The 17,155-nt window shown below is 43.7% G+C and carries 12 protein-coding genes, 1 tRNA gene and 1 pseudogene; 3 read left to right on the top strand and 11 right to left on the bottom strand.

The genetic code is table 11. The features are described 5' to 3' along the window. Positions 1 to 478 precede the first annotated feature (478 nt). Positions 479 to 1,687 carry an Arm DNA-binding domain-containing protein gene (locus tag MTO69_RS06275; protein WP_248333623.1) on the bottom strand — a complete coding sequence of 403 codons (1,209 nt, stop codon included), beginning with the start codon at positions 1,685 to 1,687 and terminating at the stop codon, positions 479 to 481. Positions 1,688 to 2,002: 315 nt separating this feature from the next. Between MTO69_RS06275 and MTO69_RS06270 the strand changes: the two genes are divergently transcribed. Beyond that, positions 2,003 to 2,227: a helix-turn-helix domain-containing protein gene (locus MTO69_RS06270; RefSeq protein ID WP_248333620.1), complete on the top strand. Its 225-nt coding sequence runs from the start codon at positions 2,003 to 2,005 to the stop codon at positions 2,225 to 2,227. Positions 2,228 to 2,772: 545 nt separating this feature from the next. On the opposite strand, the gene MTO69_RS06265 is transcribed toward MTO69_RS06270, so the two are convergent. The 5 genes and pseudogenes from MTO69_RS06265 to MTO69_RS06245 form a co-directional block, all read right to left on the bottom strand. Continuing rightward, positions 2,773 to 3,330 (bottom strand): hypothetical protein, encoded by a 558-nt coding sequence (locus MTO69_RS06265; protein ID WP_248333619.1) that lies wholly within the window; start codon positions 3,328 to 3,330, stop codon positions 2,773 to 2,775. A gap of 122 nt (positions 3,331 to 3,452) precedes the next feature. Further along, a pseudogene (locus tag MTO69_RS06260) lies at positions 3,453 to 3,836 on the bottom strand (transposase). After that, complete coding sequence (locus tag MTO69_RS06255; RefSeq protein WP_248333618.1) at positions 3,829 to 7,017, bottom strand: tyrosine-type recombinase/integrase; 3,189 nt, start codon at positions 7,015 to 7,017, stop codon at positions 3,829 to 3,831. Before MTO69_RS06255 ends, MTO69_RS06260 begins: the two are co-directional and overlap by 8 nt. Then, on the bottom strand, positions 7,014 to 9,503 hold the full coding sequence (locus tag MTO69_RS06250; RefSeq protein ID WP_248333617.1) for a hypothetical protein: 2,490 nt from the start codon (positions 9,501 to 9,503) through the stop codon (positions 7,014 to 7,016). The genes MTO69_RS06255 and MTO69_RS06250 overlap by 4 nt, the downstream gene beginning before the upstream one ends. A 10-nt stretch (positions 9,504 to 9,513) precedes the next feature. Further along, a complete protein-coding gene (locus tag MTO69_RS06245; protein ID WP_248333615.1) occupies positions 9,514 to 10,080 on the bottom strand; it encodes a hypothetical protein in 567 nt (188 codons plus the stop codon). Between the two features lie 271 nt (positions 10,081 to 10,351). Between MTO69_RS06245 and MTO69_RS06240 the strand changes: the two genes are divergently transcribed. Continuing rightward, positions 10,352 to 10,428, top strand: a tRNA-Val gene (locus MTO69_RS06240). Between the two features lie 101 nt (positions 10,429 to 10,529). Here the strand turns inward: MTO69_RS06240 and MTO69_RS06235 are convergent. Next, the gene (locus MTO69_RS06235; protein WP_248333612.1) at positions 10,530 to 11,639 is read right to left on the bottom strand and encodes a Fic family protein; all 1,110 of its coding nucleotides are present in this window, start codon (positions 11,637 to 11,639) and stop codon (positions 10,530 to 10,532) included. 362 nt (positions 11,640 to 12,001) lie between these two features. On the opposite strand from MTO69_RS06235, the gene MTO69_RS06230 reads away from it, so the two are divergent. After that, positions 12,002 to 13,768 (top strand): Na/Pi cotransporter family protein, encoded by a 1,767-nt coding sequence (locus tag MTO69_RS06230; protein ID WP_248333611.1) that lies wholly within the window; start codon positions 12,002 to 12,004, stop codon positions 13,766 to 13,768. Here MTO69_RS06230 and MTO69_RS06225 read toward each other — a convergent pair. The 4 genes from MTO69_RS06225 to MTO69_RS06210 all read right to left on the bottom strand — a co-directional run bounded on the left by MTO69_RS06225 (position 13,765) and on the right by MTO69_RS06210 (position 17,026). Then, entirely contained in the window at positions 13,765 to 13,959 is a 195-nt protein-coding gene (locus MTO69_RS06225; protein WP_248333608.1) for a hypothetical protein, read from the bottom strand. The genes MTO69_RS06230 and MTO69_RS06225 overlap by 4 nt on opposite strands. 172 nt (positions 13,960 to 14,131) lie before the next feature. Beyond that, positions 14,132 to 14,914: an outer membrane protein OmpV gene (gene ompV / locus MTO69_RS06220; protein ID WP_248333607.1), complete on the bottom strand. Its 783-nt coding sequence runs from the start codon at positions 14,912 to 14,914 to the stop codon at positions 14,132 to 14,134. Between the two features lie 73 nt (positions 14,915 to 14,987). Continuing rightward, a complete protein-coding gene (locus tag MTO69_RS06215) occupies positions 14,988 to 16,280 on the bottom strand; it encodes a sensor histidine kinase (protein ID WP_248333605.1) in 1,293 nt (430 codons plus the stop codon). Positions 16,281 to 16,300: 20 nt separating this feature from the next. After that, complete coding sequence (locus tag MTO69_RS06210; RefSeq protein WP_248333604.1) at positions 16,301 to 17,026, bottom strand: response regulator; 726 nt, start codon at positions 17,024 to 17,026, stop codon at positions 16,301 to 16,303. Positions 17,027 to 17,155 lie beyond the last annotated feature (129 nt).

Below are 17,155 nucleotides of genomic sequence, written 5' to 3'. Positions count from 1 at the left end.
GGAATGGCAGCGGACCAATGATTCCGCTGCCGCTCTAGTGTGATTCCTCAATCAAATATTGTTCGGCATAAGACTTTATCAATCTTCGACACATCAGCCAGCGACTTCGTGCGGTTTAGCTAACAAAGCTTGTGTATTCCCAAAATATCTTCTTCGAACCTTAGTGTTCTTGTACAAACGTTTAAAGGTCGCGGATATTCTTGATTGCATCGCTTCGAGTAACCAAGTTGGATTTCTTGCTGCAGAGCTATCAAGGCAGTAATGAAGTGCCTTCAGCACACCAAGTGTCACTGAGTGAATAAACTCGTGTTCCTTTGGATACCGTTCGGGCCAGAGCTCAGTTCTTTCCCGAAGTAAGCAATACACATCCTCGTACAGCAAGTTGATATCATCGTGTGACAATGAGATAAAGTTTTCATTTTGCATAAGGTCGCAGCAAAGACTTGTGCAATGAACAGCAAGTGATGAATAGCCCATACTATCTTTCCCCCATAGAACGCTTTAGTAACTGCTCAAATGCACTGCCATCCTGGCGCGTCAGATTTGGCACATAACGGCTATAGACTTCAAACAGCATCTTGGTGGTCGTATGGCCCATCTGACGTGCTATCCATTCTGGCGCCTCCCCCGCTGCGAGCCATAATGTTGCTGCGGTATGACGCGTCTCGTATGGGCGACGGTACTCAATACCCATCGCGTTCAACGCTGGTTTCCAGATCCTCTCTCGTACATTGCGTTTATCTAATTGGTTACCCGCTGAGTTAGTGAAAACAAATTCTCGATGCCCAGTTACGTTACGTTGTGACGTCAGCGCGTCGAATACAATCGACGACATTTGAATATCACGATGCGAACCGGTGGTTTTAGTGGTGTCCATCCTCCCATGGACGTAGGTTTCTCTAACTGAGATGGTTCTGCGCTCAAAATCGACGTATTGCCATTTAAGACCATCTATCTCCGAGGTTCTTAACCCGGTAAAAAATCGCACTTTAAAATAGTTAGCAAACTCGGGTTTCACCACGGATAGGAATTGATTGACCTCGTCGAGGCTGAACGGATTGACGTCACGTTTCTCGACCCTAAGCTGCTTAATATTTTCAAATGGTGCTTTAAACTCGTAGCGGTCGGCGGCCTCGTTCAAGATCATGCGAAGCGGGGTCATGATGTGATTGATAAAATCCGAAGATAGTCTTTTGCCATTGGCCTTGGGTTTAACCAAAGAAGCCCGAAATTTTAGAATGTCGGGCCGTGTGATTTGATCAACGCCCTGCTCTCCGAATTGCGGAATGAGGTAAGACCCGAGATATATTCGCATACTGTCTTTGTAGCTCTCCTTCCAACGCACTTCGTTTTCTTCAAACCATTCGGCGGCAAAGTCATCGAAGCGGATGGTTGAAATACCTTGAAGCTCATTCACTGCCACATCATACTTACCGAGCATTTCCGTCTTTTGACGCTTTGCGACAACATCTTGTTTCGCAAATTGCGCCGCTTTGGGTGAGCCGGGAAAACATTCTGAATAGACAAAGCACCCCAAGCGAATATCAGCTTCAATTTGCTTCAGTAATTTTTGTAACTTGCGGCGATTAGCTTGTGTATCGGAAAGTGTTGTCTGCTCTCGGCAACGTACTTTCTGATAGCGAAAATCGACAAATAACTTACCTCTGCGTACATTAATACTACCCATTACACACTCTCCCACCCGCCATTGGGATATAGGCAACATTTCTGCATGCTGAACGATACAAATCGACTTCAATCTCTTCCCAAATGTATAAAATTTTTCTACCATTGAACGGTCGGATGTAGTGCTTACCTTCGATGAAAACAGAGTCTCGCAATGTCGAATTGATATAGTTGGCGCTAAATTTGATGCGACTTGCGAGTTCTCTACTTGTTAATAGTGTTTGGTCCATATGACCACCTCCTTGTTTCTTATCAAGATACATTATTCAATATAACGCATTGACGTCCCCTGTCAAGATACAAACGGTGTGCAGTTGTGACCATTCGCTACAAGTTAAAAGAACTCATTGAAATCAAAGAAAAAAGAGAAGGCAAAAAAATTTCTCAAGCATCTATCGCGAGAGAAATAGGCGTTCAAAGATCGGCGATAAATAAAATAGTCAACGATAGTGAGTATGTCACTACTACCAACACACTCGATCTACTTTGCAAATACTTTGATTGCAAGATTCAAGATCTTATTGAGTACGTGCCTGACTAATCGATTTGTTTATGGCTTTTACTGAATTAGATAGAGGCACCTAGTATTTCGTAATACTAGGTGCCTAACTTCGTTTTCTCAGTAGCTAATGAAAAGCATGTACCTTGCTTCAATCTACCAAAAAATACCGCTAACTTTTAATTTGGAAAGTCACATCGGTCGACCAAGGCTCACTATTGTTCACAACTAAGTTTGACTCTTTACTTCTCAAGTCTTGCTGTTGAGGGCTTAAGTCTGAATGAAAACTGTATTTCACTGTATCAAATCTCGAAGTCGTATCTGATATACGCCAGTAACCTACCCCCTGATCAAACTTGAAGACGAGTTCTCTACCAGACTCTAGTTTAAGTGTTAGCAATCTTCGATGGGCAATAGAACTGCGTTTTTCGTGACATTTCACACTAGGTTTCAGACCTAACTTCAATTCACCCCAAATTTCATAAGCCTCGATAAACTCTCCCTTATCTTGCCAATCATGATGAAGATAGTGGCCTACTGTTTGTTTTTCGTGATAGAGCGTATTAATCGTGACTGTTCTGATACTATCACTCTGCTGATAAGTTCGGGTAAGCCAACTCATATGCCTGAATGATATCGGGGTTGTATACACCTGAAGTCAAGAACTGGGTTAAAGACTCACCCATAATTACCATCGTATCAAAGGCTGGTTTAGTTCGAATGAGTTTTTCTATATAAGAACCTTGGTAGAAGCGAGCTCGCTCGTAGAACGCATATTGTTCGTTTGAAATAAACGCGCCTTTGATGCCACCAGAAAGGTCTGAAGCCGTTTTACTCAAGCCTTCCACCACATCATCTTTTACTTGCTCTGTTGACTCGACCAACTTATCCCAAGACTCGAGTGGTTCACGAATTGAGCTCTCAGCTTTTTCACATAAGGTACCCACCGTTTGCTTACCCACATAGGAATATTCCTTTATGGCTTCCTTTGTGTGGTCAAGTGCTTCTTCTGGGTTGTCATATATTTCTTTGGCTTCTTGGGACAGTTTTCGACCCAAGGACTCAGCTTCTTCTGCGAGAGGCCGTACACGGCCTTTTGCTGCCGCTTTGACCTTATTAAACTTTCCTGACCATTTGTCAAACATTTAGGCGCGCCTGTTCGGCTGGGATAAAAGGCAATGATAACTCGCCAGAGACATGTGGGAATCAATTTAAATGTTACAAACGTCTTTTTTGCGTAACCGTTCAGCCTCAACTGAGAGTATGTTCATGGCTGCAACCGCCAAATGTTTTTTACCCGTTCCGGTGTTACCGGCCATGACAAGTCGTTGAGTCCGTCAACGCAAGCGATAAGGATATCTTTTACCCCACGATTTTGAAGCTCAGTCAGCACATTAAGCCAGAACTGGCTCCTACCGTTTCAGAGAGCCACATACCGAGCAGCTCTTTGCCCTTCCATGTTTACGCCTTACGCAAGGTGGACCGCTTTGTTGATGACTTGCTTGTCTTGACGCATCTTAACCACGATAGAATCGAGATAGTCGATAAGGTAAAGCTCGTCGAGAGGTCGAGACTGCCATTCAATCACTTGCTCAAGCACCGTGTCGATGACTGTTGATATAAGTGTTGGCGAAACATCAACATCATACATTTCCTTGCACGTTGCGATCTTCGTTATTCTCCCTCGCCATGAGATAAACCACCAGCAACCTCAAAAAACTCACAAACGCACGTGTTCTTCTTGGCATGCTCGGCAGCATCTCTTTTTCTTTGAACCTGTCACTGTAGAATCGTGTTTGCTTGACATGGATCGACACATAGCCAGGGGCGATATAAGCCAAAAATTTTCCCTCATCCGATACCCTTGTTTCTGCTCTTTGTTCAAAGTCACGCCGAAACTCTTCTAGATTAGCCGGTAAGACGACAGACAATGAATTTGGCGGCAACATCACTTTCTCGGTCACTGCATTTATCCAAAAGTCTAGGTGACTGAGATAAGGCTTTAGTTGATCTCGGTTGGCAAGTGGTACATTGGCCATATACCATTTGACCTTGATTTCAAATGGCTCAAAATCCATCACTTTCATAAAACGAAGCAACGTCAGCGCGGAATTTTTATCGTAAGTACGAATTAACGAATCTTTCGCGCCAATGAAGTTTTCGATGCAAGGACGTAAAAGCGACAGTTTAATCTGTTGTTCTAACTGCGCTTCTCTAGTCATAAAGCGTTTTATTAAGCCCCTAACAATACTGAGGTTGGGTTTGTTTAAGCGCACATAGTTAAGATAGGGTTGAGGTTTATGCTTCGAATTACGCAGTACCCACCTAGTTACCGATGCTTCTACGTCTAACACTGAATTAACAGCATCGATGTCGATATGAAGGTCGTTTGCTATGTTTAGTGGCTGATGCCGCTCCGCTGTTCGGCTCAAGATTCGCCAATACATGTCTAGGCCCAATCCTCCCAGTGATTGTTTACTTACCCTCTTGTCCAACGTGTTAACATCAAATGATTCGCTTGCAAGTTTTACGTCGATTTCCATCGGCATAGTTGCCGAAACCCTCTGAGCAATCGATGGCTTGCTGTTAATCCGTCCAAGGTTGTCGGTGGCGATGCGCTGCCCCCACACGAGCCTGAGCGCTGATAATTCTGCTTTGTGGTTAGCAAATAAATTGCGACGCAAAAAGTCCGCCAGATGAAAATATGAAGAGGTTGTCGTTGCTGGTGAGGAATGCCCTAACATCGCCCCTACCGCCCAAAACCCCTTTCTACTGAACGAAGTAATTCCGAGTCGCTTCATTAACAAATTTCGACGTGCTTCGTTAAAGTACTCGTGGTTCAAAAAAGGATACGCTACAGTATCAGTTAGCTTTGGAGCATAAAAATGCATCAAATTCCAATTGCAAAAAGAGTGACGACAGTGGTGAAAACGAAGTGTCTGGTCGCCAGTGACACCCTGTATTACTTGGGTCAGTAAACTAAAAGCTTCATTTAGTTCGCTGCCATCGATATAGTGAAAAACTGATGTGCTTTTACTAATATATTTGCTCTTTGCCGTATCAATAAATTGATACAATTCCTCGAGCAGATGTTTGGGCACTAGAGCATCCAGGGGTAAGTTTCTTGAGCTGTCTGTTGATTTCAGCTCACGATACTTGTTTGGCCTAACATGCAATGTATCAAAGGCATCGTGATAGCGATGGAAGTCTTTAAACTGTAGCCCCTTTATCTCGTTACGTCTTAGGCCCACATAGAAACCAAATAGAAAGAATAGTTTAGCCAACACTGCTTTAGGATGAGTCGTTTTCCTCAGAGCGTCGAGTACCTTATCGGCTTCGCTATGCGTGATCACGTTGGCATCCACGTTATGTTGCGCCGCAGGCACATCAATATCGGATAGGCACAAGTTTGGTACTAGCCCGCTTTCAATCAAAAACTCAGCAAAATACACAACGTAAGCTTTCTTATTAACCGATGCGATTCGTTCAACCACGAGATTCAACTTTTCAGCCCAATCAATATCGTTCATCGCACTGGGGTCACAACCATTGAACTCTGCGATAAATGGCTCTGAAACGTAAGTGATATAAGATTTAATCGTATCTAACCGCAAGGCTTGCTTGTGCTTCCCTCCATGCCGCAACAACTGATAGAGCCAAGATACAATTAACCAAGCCCATGGCATTTTTTTTGCCGATTGTGGTTCTTCTAACTTTGGACGAATTTCTTCTAACAGTTGATGCCGAATCTTAGAGCTCACTTTGCGGTTCTCTTTTATTAGTCGCTTAGTATAACGATTCACTCTAGTGAGCTGTTTTTTAGTCGTCTGCTCTAAAATTTCTACATTGTCAGTGTTACGTCGCAGCGAATAGCAAGTGTTACTAAACGCACTCTCCCAACTGCGAGTTTGCCGTACTGTGGTTGAAGGCATCGATGTATGGAGAGCCTTATGGGAAATCCGCTGATCGTTAAGCATCCTAAATAACACATGTTCGGGTAGTAATGTGGAATCGACTTTCCTTGACGACAAGCCATATTCAATCGCACTTCTACTCAACACATATTCGAGCTTAAGCATCTGTCGAAGCTCAATGAAACTAATGCTCAACGAGGGTGAAATGATTTCCTTACTATAAAGGTATTGGTTTATCGCTGTGGCAATGTTGATTTTGACGTTTTGTTGGCATTCATACCAGCGATGCAACAGCAGCTCCGACTTAGTAGAGAGCCAGTAACGTTTTTTACCGTAGGGAAAGAACCAATGTCTATTGATCGCTAGCAGTACGTCTTGTGAAGCAAGTAACGTTTGAACTGCTTTTTGGTGGTCTACCGCCTCTTTCAAACACATCCACAATGCAACAAAACCCGCATTCTGAGAAGGTTCGTGCAAATATTCCTGTAGCGCACGAGGTGATTCTATTAGTTGGTAAATTTGCGACGCCAAACGTGAGTTTAAAAAGGTGTCTGGAGTTAACTGGGGGACTTCCTGTTGGAGGTAGGTACTGCTTCCAAGTTCGGGCGAGCGTATACCAGTTTCCTTCTCAATAATTACTAATAACAAGTTCAGTAATTTCTGGTATACCGGCTCTAACTCAACACTTTTGACGAATAATTCTTGTATGGTGTTAATTGATGCGCCCGTGATTTGATTACCCACTTGGAGAGCTAACTTAATAGTAAAATTATAAACTTTCTTAATGGCTTTGTTCTGCTTAGCCTCTGACAAATCGCAGATTGAGTGAGCTTGAAGGTAATGAGTGATTTCTTGTTTCGCTTGCGGTTCGAACAACAGCCAAAGGCCGTCACTTGGAATACTATGTCCTTTCGTCATCGCCGTTTCCTCGTTAAAACTGATGGAAACTCAATCCATCCATGATCGTTTAACATGTCATCAAGGATTGGCTGTAACGTCACAATAGCCTCGGACATGGCAAATGAAGAGAACAGCTCCAAAGGATTCTCTCCCGCGACCCAATGGCCAAGCTGAAATTTAATAAGCTCTTGATGAAGCCCCAAATGTTGTAAATGAAGACGAAGATAATGCCGACCAAAATTCATTGGCAAATCAGGAAGGTGGTTGCTAAGTAACTGAACTGATTTTGGAAAGGCATTGGTGGCCTTGAGTTGCTGCTCGTCATTAAGCTCAAAAAACAAAAACAGCCCGTCATTGCCCTTCGAGTTCTTCGCGTTAATAAACCAATCCAGTTTATGATTCTTTGACTTTAGGTTTAGGAATTGACTGTTATCGACTTGCCATTTGTACTGACTAGAGTGGTTAGGAGACGCCATAGTCAATAACCTAGCCATATATTGGACATGACTTTGGTAATGTTCCAGTTGTTTGCCCAGTATTTGAGCACACGCAATGACTCGCATGTGCGCAAATGTCGTTACACTGTCCTTGTCGGATATGCACAGAGCACCGTAACGAGCCAAATGTAAGCTGAATGTCGGTAAGGGGTTTCCCACTGCTCGGTAGCCAGTGGCTGACAACAACATATAGAGGGTATAGAGCGTATAATCGTTGTGATATTTGATGGTGGAATAGAGATCGCTGGCGGCATCAAACGCGTTTACCGTTTGCAGTGGCTTTTTTAAAACACTAGCTAGTTTAACTAAGGCGGTTCGCTTTGGGGTGAATTGAGAGCCTATCCCGATTTCATCTTCATCGATAATGCTCTCATTCAGGTCCAACTCTATTTGTGAATCGACAGCATCGTAAGAGGCGAAAATTTCCCGATATAGCTGACTTATCTTACGGTTGACCATTTCGTTGGGGTACCAAGCATAATGTCTGGGTGCTCGAGTGTAATAACTTGGCTTTCCGGTAAGGCACTCCAACAATACAGGATCGGTTTCTTCTTTCGCAACAACATAGTTAATAAGATGATGGCTGATCCTTTTTAAACTGATTTGGCAGTGGTGCTTTTTGTTTAAGTTATGAAGAAGCTGCTCAGACGCTTTGATAATAAGCGGTTTTCGAAAGCCCGCCAATGTTTCAATTCCGTGTTTTGCGCCAATTTGTCCAATAAATTTACTTAACCATTCTGGCAAGTGAATATGAAGCACCGATCCTGCAGACAATAAGTGTTCATTTGACCTTTGCGCACCTAGTGTACTTGTCAATCCGTGGTGAGCCTTAAAATACCACCGCCCTTTGCTTTCATAAAAACCTTCACCATCAGCGTTTGACGACTCGAGAACTCTTAGCACATTGATATCTTCAACGGAGCGACCTAGTGCCAAGCTTAAAAGAATTACTAACCTTACATGTCTTTTGCTGATGCCATTCAACTTTCCTTGTCTTTGTGACATGAGTTCATCGAGTAAGTAGTTTAGTTCGTACTGTTGAAGCACATTTCTGCTAGTTAACGTCAAGTTATGTGACTTTTTGGTTTCTCGTTGAACAATCCGCTGTTGTAGTCTTTCTTTATTGCTGTCTCGAATGACTGCTTTATTTGGCATCTCATGCTCAGGCTTGAGCTTCTCGGAGGACTGAGTTTTTATGAATGAGATCGGTGGAAAGTCTTCATCTAAACTAATACCACTGAGTCTATCTCGTTCGGATAACGATGGCTTTACCAGCTTAACCGTGTATAAACTATCTGTACCGTACACTCGTTCATAGTTACTACGCTGATAAGCCGCGCGCATACTTGATTGTGTTTTTCTACGTCGGCGAGTTCGACTGGTCCAATCTAGTCGATAAAAGTGGATTAGCTCACGAACATAACCAAGCATTCGTCGCGCCTTAGCGTGCTTCTCTGACTGCAACAAATCCTTTTTAAAACTCACGAGTTGTTCTGCAACGACCGATACATTTGCACCAACGAGTCGGTGATGTTCAAACAATTGATCCGTATAGACGAGGCGAAATGCACGAAATACATTTTCTTCTTTACCAAGGTTTTTTATCGCTACCTCATGGGAAAAATAATGGTCTAGAAACATCAACAATGAATGTGTTGCTTTTGCATTTATAAGCTCAGAAAAGGTGTACAGTAGTGCAAATACAGGACGTTGGCCCATTGAACCGTATGGTGCTTTGTCTGCTATGAAGTCTGGAAAAACTTCCGTATTTACCTCCATAAAATCCGCAAACAACTGCGTGTCTTCATCACCTTTTACATCAAAAGTTTTTCTAAAGAGTGAGGGATAACTTTGGTTTGCAAAGTCGAGCGTGTGCAACACCTGTTGTAAACCATGAAAATTTTCAGGGCACTCAATAATATTTAAAATTCCCACCCAAGAATCGAGTGATTCTTTCGCCATTCCGGGACAAAGCCGAGCCAAAATCTCACTGGTTATGTCATCCATTTATCAGTCCTCAAATATCATTTTTTGACGCTGATAAATAGGCCGCAAGAGACTCTGTCGAAGTGATTTGAGGATACAAAGAACGCCACTCTTTTGACTGCAAAATACTGCGTTTCCCTTCGTCTTTGTTGAACCATTTTTTGAGCAGGAACATGATTTTTTTTGTATCACTGACGAAGCATTTGTCTAGTAAATTATCGGTCAGATCAAACTGAATAACACGAAGGCGAATTGTTTCGCTTGGCTTCTTTTTTAGAATCAAAACGGGCAATTTATAATCAGGAGAAATGAGTTTTTGAGCGACCGCTGTACGCAAATTATCGACTGTAAAACTGCCAACCAAGAACCGAAAATGGCGTCGATATGGATACGCAATCACCGGTGATTGAAGTGTCGAAAAATTGAATAAATACTCACCATTGAAATTCACCTTAGGCTGAGTTCTTAGCAGTGCCATCGGATTCGCTTCGCCGTAAAGTCGCTCTAGAATGTCGTCAGGAACCAGATCCTTCAGCGCGATTTTCTTGAACTCTACATTGTCAAAAAGTGTCGACTCAAAGCTCTTCAATTCCTTCATTTGGACTTTTCCTGTATAATTTAACAGCAATATAGATACTGTATAATTTACAGACGGTGGTGACCATCTGGTGACCAAATTTTGTGATAACGGCGTTCTTTTTGTTTTATCTAAAATCTTAAATCATTGTTATTATGAGTTTTTATTGAAAACAAAAATTATCAAATCCATTTTTAATGTCTTGACATGGTAGGGGTCGGCGATTCGAGTTCGCCCGGACCCACCACTCCTTAAAGTCTCACTACAACCAAAGTGAGCAGAACGAAAATTTGGGTCCGTAGCTCAGTTGGTTAGAGTACTACCTTGACATGGTAGGGGTCGGCGATTCGAGTTCGCCCGGACCCACCAAATTTTACAAAAACGCCCGCTTAATGCGGGCGTTTTTGTATCTGAATATTCTATTAATTATCAAATCTTTCCCTGGCCTAAATATAGCCACGAAGTTTATTCTATACGTTCCATCGCTTAGTTAACACATATCGCGTACTTCGCCCTCCCCCCGATTTTTCTAAACACCCAAGCTCAACTAGTGCAGCTAGGTGACGAGTCGCGGTAGGCTTACTAACTTTGGCAACGTTGTGATATTGAGATGTATTAATCCCTTCCGCAAAGTCACCATCAAGCATTCTATTCAATACTTTAACTTGCTCTGTTGTTAATTGTGTTTGCTCGACACGACGCCAAAAGTTGGTTTTAAATACCGTTTGTTCAATCTCTTTTAAAGCTTCATCAAAGGTTTGATTTAGGGTGTTAAAAAACCATACAAGCCAAGCCGTAATATCAACATCACCCTTTTGAGTTTCTTCTAAGATCTCATAGTAACTTTTGCGCTTTGCCAAAATACCTACCGACATCGCATAGAAACGAACCGATTGTTGCTCAGCTTGTGCTAACGCCAAGTCCGTGAGCAAACGAGTGATTCGGCCATTGCCATCATCTAACGGATGTAAAGTCACGAACCATAGATGTGTGATTGCTGCTCGAAGTAATGGGTCAATCGTTGCGTCTTGCTTTGATGCATTAAACCACTCTACGAACTGTGCGAGCTCAGTCTCTAGTATCTCACGTCCGGGCGCTTCAAAGTGAACAACAGGTCGATCAATTCGCCCAGATACCACCTGCATAGATGCAGATCCCCTTAATTGTCCGCCAACCACCGGGTTAAACATAGTGTAACCTTCAGGAAAAAGTCGTTCGTGCCAGTGTAAGATTCGTTTTAATGTAAGCGGGGCATCAAGGTTGTTAACAGCATCAAGCATGATCTCCGCCAAACCATCGGTTTGCTCTGTCGTAGGGAAAGGATGCTTTTCCGTCAGACCGAGTTTATTGGCCAACGAAGAACGAACAGAAAACGCGTTAAGCTTTTCACCTTCAATCGCGCTGGAGTGAATAATGTTTGCTAGCAAGGTATCAAGCATATTCTCTTTCTGATCTTGAGACTGCGTCGTCATTGTGCCAAGTAATATGCCTTGATTTAGGCGCGTCTGCCTAAGTAACGGCTCTACGACTGCTCTATCCCAGTTAAATTGAGGCCAGTTAGGTTGCTGCCAGATCCACATATCTATACCTTGATTCGAAAGTTAGCATTAATCAAATCAAATTATGATTCGAATAAACAAATCATTCAAATCATATTTCGATTTGAATAATCGTAATAATCGAATCATTAGATAGTAATACTAAGTCCTACTACTTAAGGCCACTGCTGTTGAGGTTATTACTTCTGGCGAGCTTGGTTAGACATCATGGCGGATAGACAACAACGTCCAAAATACTCACAAACGCCCTAGTATTTCGTGGCATGCTGGGCAACATCGTCTTTGCGCTTTGGCGTCAAAATAGGGTTTACTGAATACGGTCCGAGACATAGCAACGACTTCACCTATACTTGTAATAATAAATAAAATAATAAGTCGCGCCTATGAACCGAATACTGATCGCTTTGATCCTTGTCTGCTCGTCATTTCCTGCATTTAGTAATAACACCGCCTTGGTTGAGCTAGATTACACCTCAATGTCGATGGGACTGTTTGGTGGTTTAGCCATGTTTCTCTACGGGATGGAGAAAATGGCTGATGCACTGAAACGGGCGGCAGGCAGCCGTATGAAGCAAGTGCTCGGCACTTTAACCACCAATAGGGTTAGCTCTGTGATAACGGGCGCTGGCCTGACCGCGGTTATTCAGTCTTCTTCAGTCACTACTGTACTGCTAGTTGGTTTCGTCAGCGCTGGCTTAATGTCGTTAAATCAAGCAGTTGGCGTTATCATGGGAGCGAACATAGGCACAACCATCACCGCTCAAATCATCGCCTTCAAAGTGACAAAAGCGGCCATGGCCATGATAGCGATCGGCTTTGTGATCGAAATGACATCAAAACAGCAGCAGAACAAGAACTACGGTAACATCATCTTTGGTTTGGGATTGCTTTTCTTGGGCATGAACTTGATGAGTGAAGCCATGTCTCCACTGCGGGTTTTCCAGCCTTTTATCGACTTTATGGCTAAAATGGACAATCCGGTTTTTGCTATCTTACTTGCCGCTTCATTTACTGCTTTGGTCCAGTCTTCATCGGCAACAACGGGGATTGTGATTATGCTCGCTAGCCAAGGCTTTATCAGCTTAGAATCTGGGATTGCGATGTCGATGGGAGCCAACATTGGCACCTGTGTCACCGCATTGCTAGCGGCGATTGGCAAAAGCACTGAAGCCAAACAAACCTCGGCGATTCATCTGTTGTTCAACCTTGTAGGCGTGATCATTTGGCTGCCGTTGATTGCTGTGTTGGCCAATGTTTCTGCCTCTATTTCACCAAGTTATCCAGATTTAGTCGGTATGGAGCGCTTAGCTGTGGAGTCTCCCCGCCAAATCGCTAATGCGAACACCCTGTTTAATGTCGCCAACACTCTTATCATGCTGCCTTTCAGTACGTTTTTTGTGCTCTCGGTCAAGCGTCTAATCCCACACAAAACCAGCAATAAAGAAAAACAAAAAATTGCGCCCAAATATATAAAAAGCGAATACCTAGCAACGCCAGATATTGCGTTAGAGCAGGCACATTTGGAGATTGCACGTGTCGGTCGGCGCGTTTCTAATATGGTCAACCAACTACCTCCACTGGCAGCCAATTATACTAACGACCGCGACAAGCAGAGTGCCAGGCAAACACTACGTGAAATAGAAAAGGTGGAAGACGAAGTGGATATGCTTCATGGGCAGATTCTTTCTTACCTAGGACGGCTGCGCCAATCGCCCCTCTCTTCAAATGAGAGCAGACAACAAATCAAGCTTGTGAGCATAACCGACCAACTGGAGAGTATCGCTGATTTAGTGGTCAATGCTATGTTGCCACTCTGCTACAAAACCTTAGACGGGAGTATTAGTGCAAGTCCGGAGATGCGAAAAACGTTAGACCTTACCCAATCTCGCGTCAACCGTGCGTTGCTTGATAGTGTCAATGCCATTCGCCGAGGCGATAATCAACTGGCTGAAAATGTCCTCAATGCCAAACGAGAGATCAATGCCCTGCTCGACTCAATTTTGCAGCTTCAAGCCGAGCGGTTAGCTCAAGCGACGGAGAAACGATTAGATATCTTTCGAATTCAAATGGAGTGGGTAGAATCGTTGAAGCGGATTTACACCTTGAGTAAACGCATCGCCAAATTACAACTGCGTAATTCGGCTGATTAGCGTTTCGCCAGTAACTCGTTTATTTGCCAATGAGCAAGACCAAATACTGAGCTTAGTGTTTTAATAGTTACGCCTGCTCGGATGACTTGCTCAATAGACTCTTTGCGTGCTTTAGTCCAAGGTATTGATTTGCTTGGGTTAGCTCTTAAACGATGCGCCAAATCCTGATCGCCCGAAATATAACGTTTCATAGCACACTCTCGATAACTATTAGGAGGGGGTGCAATCCCTTGCTGGATGAACGAGGTGATTATGGCGTCTTCGCTCTTCATGTACAAAATATGATCTATCGAAATTTCGGATAGGTGTTCGCAGTGTGAGGGCCTAAACGAGTAAGCCCAGCAAGTCGCTGGGCTTAGTTTGTTAGAAATGATAGGCAACTGTCGCGCCTAGCATCCATTGATTGGCGTCATCAACGATGGGTGAATCGGCAATTTTCTTACCCAATCGTTGGAAGGAAGTCGTTTGGGTTAGTTCCCACTGCTCGCTCAGTGGAAGAATTAACTTGTACCCAACATGGTATGAAAAATCACCGCTGCCTTTGTAAGCTTTCCGTTTTGCTGTCGCTTCTTTTTTCTTAACTCCAAAGTAATAGTCAACGTAGTCTTCGTTTAGATAACTTAAACCTGTAAACGGAACAAAGTCCATTGTCCCTAGTGACATCGGATGGAAGTAACGAATGGAAGCGTTGTAACCTTTGTAAGCGCCAGAAACATCGTGTTGGAAATAGGTTGATAGCGTGCCCTGAGCGGTTTTGAAGTCAGCATTGAGGCCCAAGTCAACGCTCATCTTACGCTTACTCATCCCTTTTAGATAATCTGAACTGTCTTTATCAAACGCCAAACCCGAGCTCGAAAGATATGCACTCATGTTGACCCTGTCGCTGTCGTTGCCAAGGAAACGGTAGTTGATACCACTTACCGCGACGTTAAAGTCCTCACCTTGGTAGCCAACATTAAGCAGCGGGCCGACATTGTCTTTTTGATCCTTAACAAGATCACTGCTCCCCGCCACTCCAGCTTCAACAATCCAACTGTTTTGTTTGGTATAGATGTTACCGTTGAGGATATATGTGTCACTGGCTGAAGACGCGGCAGATGCGGTTGCCAATGCTAGCGAACATAATGTGAATGTAAGTTTTTTCATGTTTTGTCTCTCTGTTCATTTGTTGTGAACAGTGTACAAAACAGCAATCAGTGACAATATCGAGCTTATGTCTCTACTTTGTCTTACTTTCGTCAAGTGGTATCACTAAAGTAAATTTGGCGCCGCCAAGTTCGCTGTTGCCAACCGACACTTCACCTTTATGGCGCGCGACTATCATCTTGACAATCGCTAAGCCTAAACCAAAACCACTACTCTGCTTATTACGGGCACTATCTGCGCTATAGAAAGGATCAAAAATTGTTGGCCAATGCTTTGGATCAACACCGATTCCATCATCGTCAAAGCTAATAACCACCTGTTGCTGGTTCTGATAAGCTGAGACAACAACATGCGTACTTGCGTAACGGACAGCATTGCTCAGTAGATTGGCTAACGCTCGCTTAAGCAGTGCTTTATCGGCACTAAAAGCCAAATCGGGCGTACAATTTAACTCGATGTTTTTTTCTGACTCTGGGCAACGCTCGATTAGGTGTTGGCAAAGTGGCTCAAAGTAGATGATTTCCGCTTCAATTTGGGTTGTTGGCCGTTCTACCTTGGCAAAATAGAGCAGGTCTTCAACCATCTGCTCCATCTCTTCAGTATCCTCGATGATACTTGCCAATTTGTCCTGCTGCGCATCAGTCAATGGCTCATCACGCAACATTTCTGCTTGCCATTGAATACGGAATATCGGTGTACGCAAATCGTGGGCGACTGCATTGGTTAAAAATCGGTTGCTGGTAACAAGATTCGAGATCTTGTCAGCCATATAGTTGAAACTTTGATTGAGGGAGCCTACTCGATGTCGACTCGCAGTAGATGCGCGTACTGTAAAATCGCCTTGGGCGAACCTGAGTGTTGCATCTTCAAGTTTACGCGCGCGGCGACTGAGGAACCATATGAGTCCGAGCGAATAGATAGAAAAGCCGCCAAGCAGAAATAGCCAGAAAATATTGTCATCAAACGTAATCGCTTTGCGTAACGAAGACGACTCATCCGGTGAGATCCGATAGTAAACATCCCTGTTTTCTAGTCGAAACCAAAATGCCCTGTCGCTGTCAAAAAAGGTCTGTTTATCTGGACTGCTAAACGCAGCGAGCACCGGCGGGGGAAGTTGGTCGATAGAAAATGGTTCCATTGTGCTGGCAGTTCGATCGACATAATCTTGAATAACTTTTAATGTTTCTTGCTCACCGTGAGTGGCATGGATCGTCAGCCATAAACGGTTTAGCGCCTCACCCTCTCGGTCTTCTAGGACAAAATCATAGTCGGTACTTAACCTGTAGATCACGACCTCGTAAGCAGAGAGCGTCAAGATAAACAGTAACAATAGTCCAAGGAAGGATTCAATATAGATGCGGCGCATGTTACTTTAGCCTTGTAGATTTAATGCCAACTATCGGGTACAAACAAATACCCTTTTCCTCTTACAGTCAGGATTCGCTTCGGTGTCGCTGAGGTGTCGCCAAGTTTCTTACGTAAACTGACAATCTTGTTGTCAACAGTTCTATCAAGCCCGTCGTACTCTATTCCGCGCAGTGTTTTGGTCAACACATCGCGAGACAACACTTCATCTGGCGCATTGGCTAAAGCCCAAAGTAGATCAAATTCACTGTCAGACATAGTCACCTCTTGGCCATGTAAGCGGCAAACTTTCCGCGCGCCATTCAACTCAAGTGCATCAAATTTGCGCAGATTCCCACTTTGCTGCTCGACTTCGCAATGTCCACTTACCCGACGCAGTAACATCCGCATCCGAGCCAACAGTACCCTCGGTTTGATAGGCTTATTGACGAAGTCATCTGCTCCGATCTCTAACGCGGCAACATGGTCGAAATCGTCATCACTTGCTGTAAGCATCAATACCTTACCTGAGTAATCTGGCCTGATCTGTCTACAAATTGTCAGGCCGTCGATGTCTGGAAGCATTAAGTCCAAAATAACAATGTCTGGTTGGTACACGGTGATATAGGGAATCGCTTGTTGGCCGGAAGGAAATGTCGTGACGGTAAATTCTAACGAGGTAAAGTAATCGGCCAACATCTGGCTCAGTTTTAGATCATCTTCAACGATGACAAGCGAAAAGTGGTTTGGTTGTTGTGAATGTTGCATTGTGTTGTTCACTTATTGTTGTTTTTACAGCGGTAAAACAGAGTGCTCACCAGCATGAATTGCAAGCTTAACGATTGCTGCCTGATCATATCTGTACTTGGCTCTCAATTCTGATACCATTCGCGCTCA

The organism is Vibrio sinaloensis (assembly GCF_023195835.1).
Classification (GTDB): domain Bacteria; phylum Pseudomonadota; class Gammaproteobacteria; order Enterobacterales; family Vibrionaceae; genus Vibrio; species Vibrio sinaloensis_C.
This window is presented reverse-complemented; position numbering and strand designations above follow the sequence as displayed.

What these genes read in the sequence shown, in the direction of transcription:
- MTO69_RS06235 (WP_248333612.1), bottom strand. Translation starts at nt 11,639, where the DNA reads ATGTGGATCTGGCAGCAACCTAACTGGCCTCAATTTAACTGGGATAGA.
- MTO69_RS06250 (WP_248333617.1), bottom strand. Translation starts at nt 9,503, where the DNA reads ATGGATGACATAACCAGTGAGATTTTGGCTCGGCTTTGTCCCGGAATG.
- MTO69_RS06275 (WP_248333623.1), bottom strand. Translation starts at nt 1,687, where the DNA reads ATGGGTAGTATTAATGTACGCAGAGGTAAGTTATTTGTCGATTTTCGC.
- MTO69_RS06215 (WP_248333605.1), bottom strand. Translation starts at nt 16,280, where the DNA reads ATGCGCCGCATCTATATTGAATCCTTCCTTGGACTATTGTTACTGTTT.
- MTO69_RS06265 (WP_248333619.1), bottom strand. Translation starts at nt 3,330, where the DNA reads ATGTTTGACAAATGGTCAGGAAAGTTTAATAAGGTCAAAGCGGCAGCA.
- MTO69_RS06225 (WP_248333608.1), bottom strand. Translation starts at nt 13,959, where the DNA reads ATGAAACGTTATATTTCGGGCGATCAGGATTTGGCGCATCGTTTAAGA.
- MTO69_RS06230 (WP_248333611.1), top strand. Translation starts at nt 12,002, where the DNA reads ATGAACCGAATACTGATCGCTTTGATCCTTGTCTGCTCGTCATTTCCT.
- MTO69_RS06210 (WP_248333604.1), bottom strand. Translation starts at nt 17,026, where the DNA reads ATGCAACATTCACAACAACCAAACCACTTTTCGCTTGTCATCGTTGAA.
- MTO69_RS06245 (WP_248333615.1), bottom strand. Translation starts at nt 10,080, where the DNA reads ATGAAGGAATTGAAGAGCTTTGAGTCGACACTTTTTGACAATGTAGAG.
- ompV (WP_248333607.1), bottom strand. Translation starts at nt 14,914, where the DNA reads ATGAAAAAACTTACATTCACATTATGTTCGCTAGCATTGGCAACCGCA.
- MTO69_RS06255 (WP_248333618.1), bottom strand. Translation starts at nt 7,017, where the DNA reads ATGACGAAAGGACATAGTATTCCAAGTGACGGCCTTTGGCTGTTGTTC.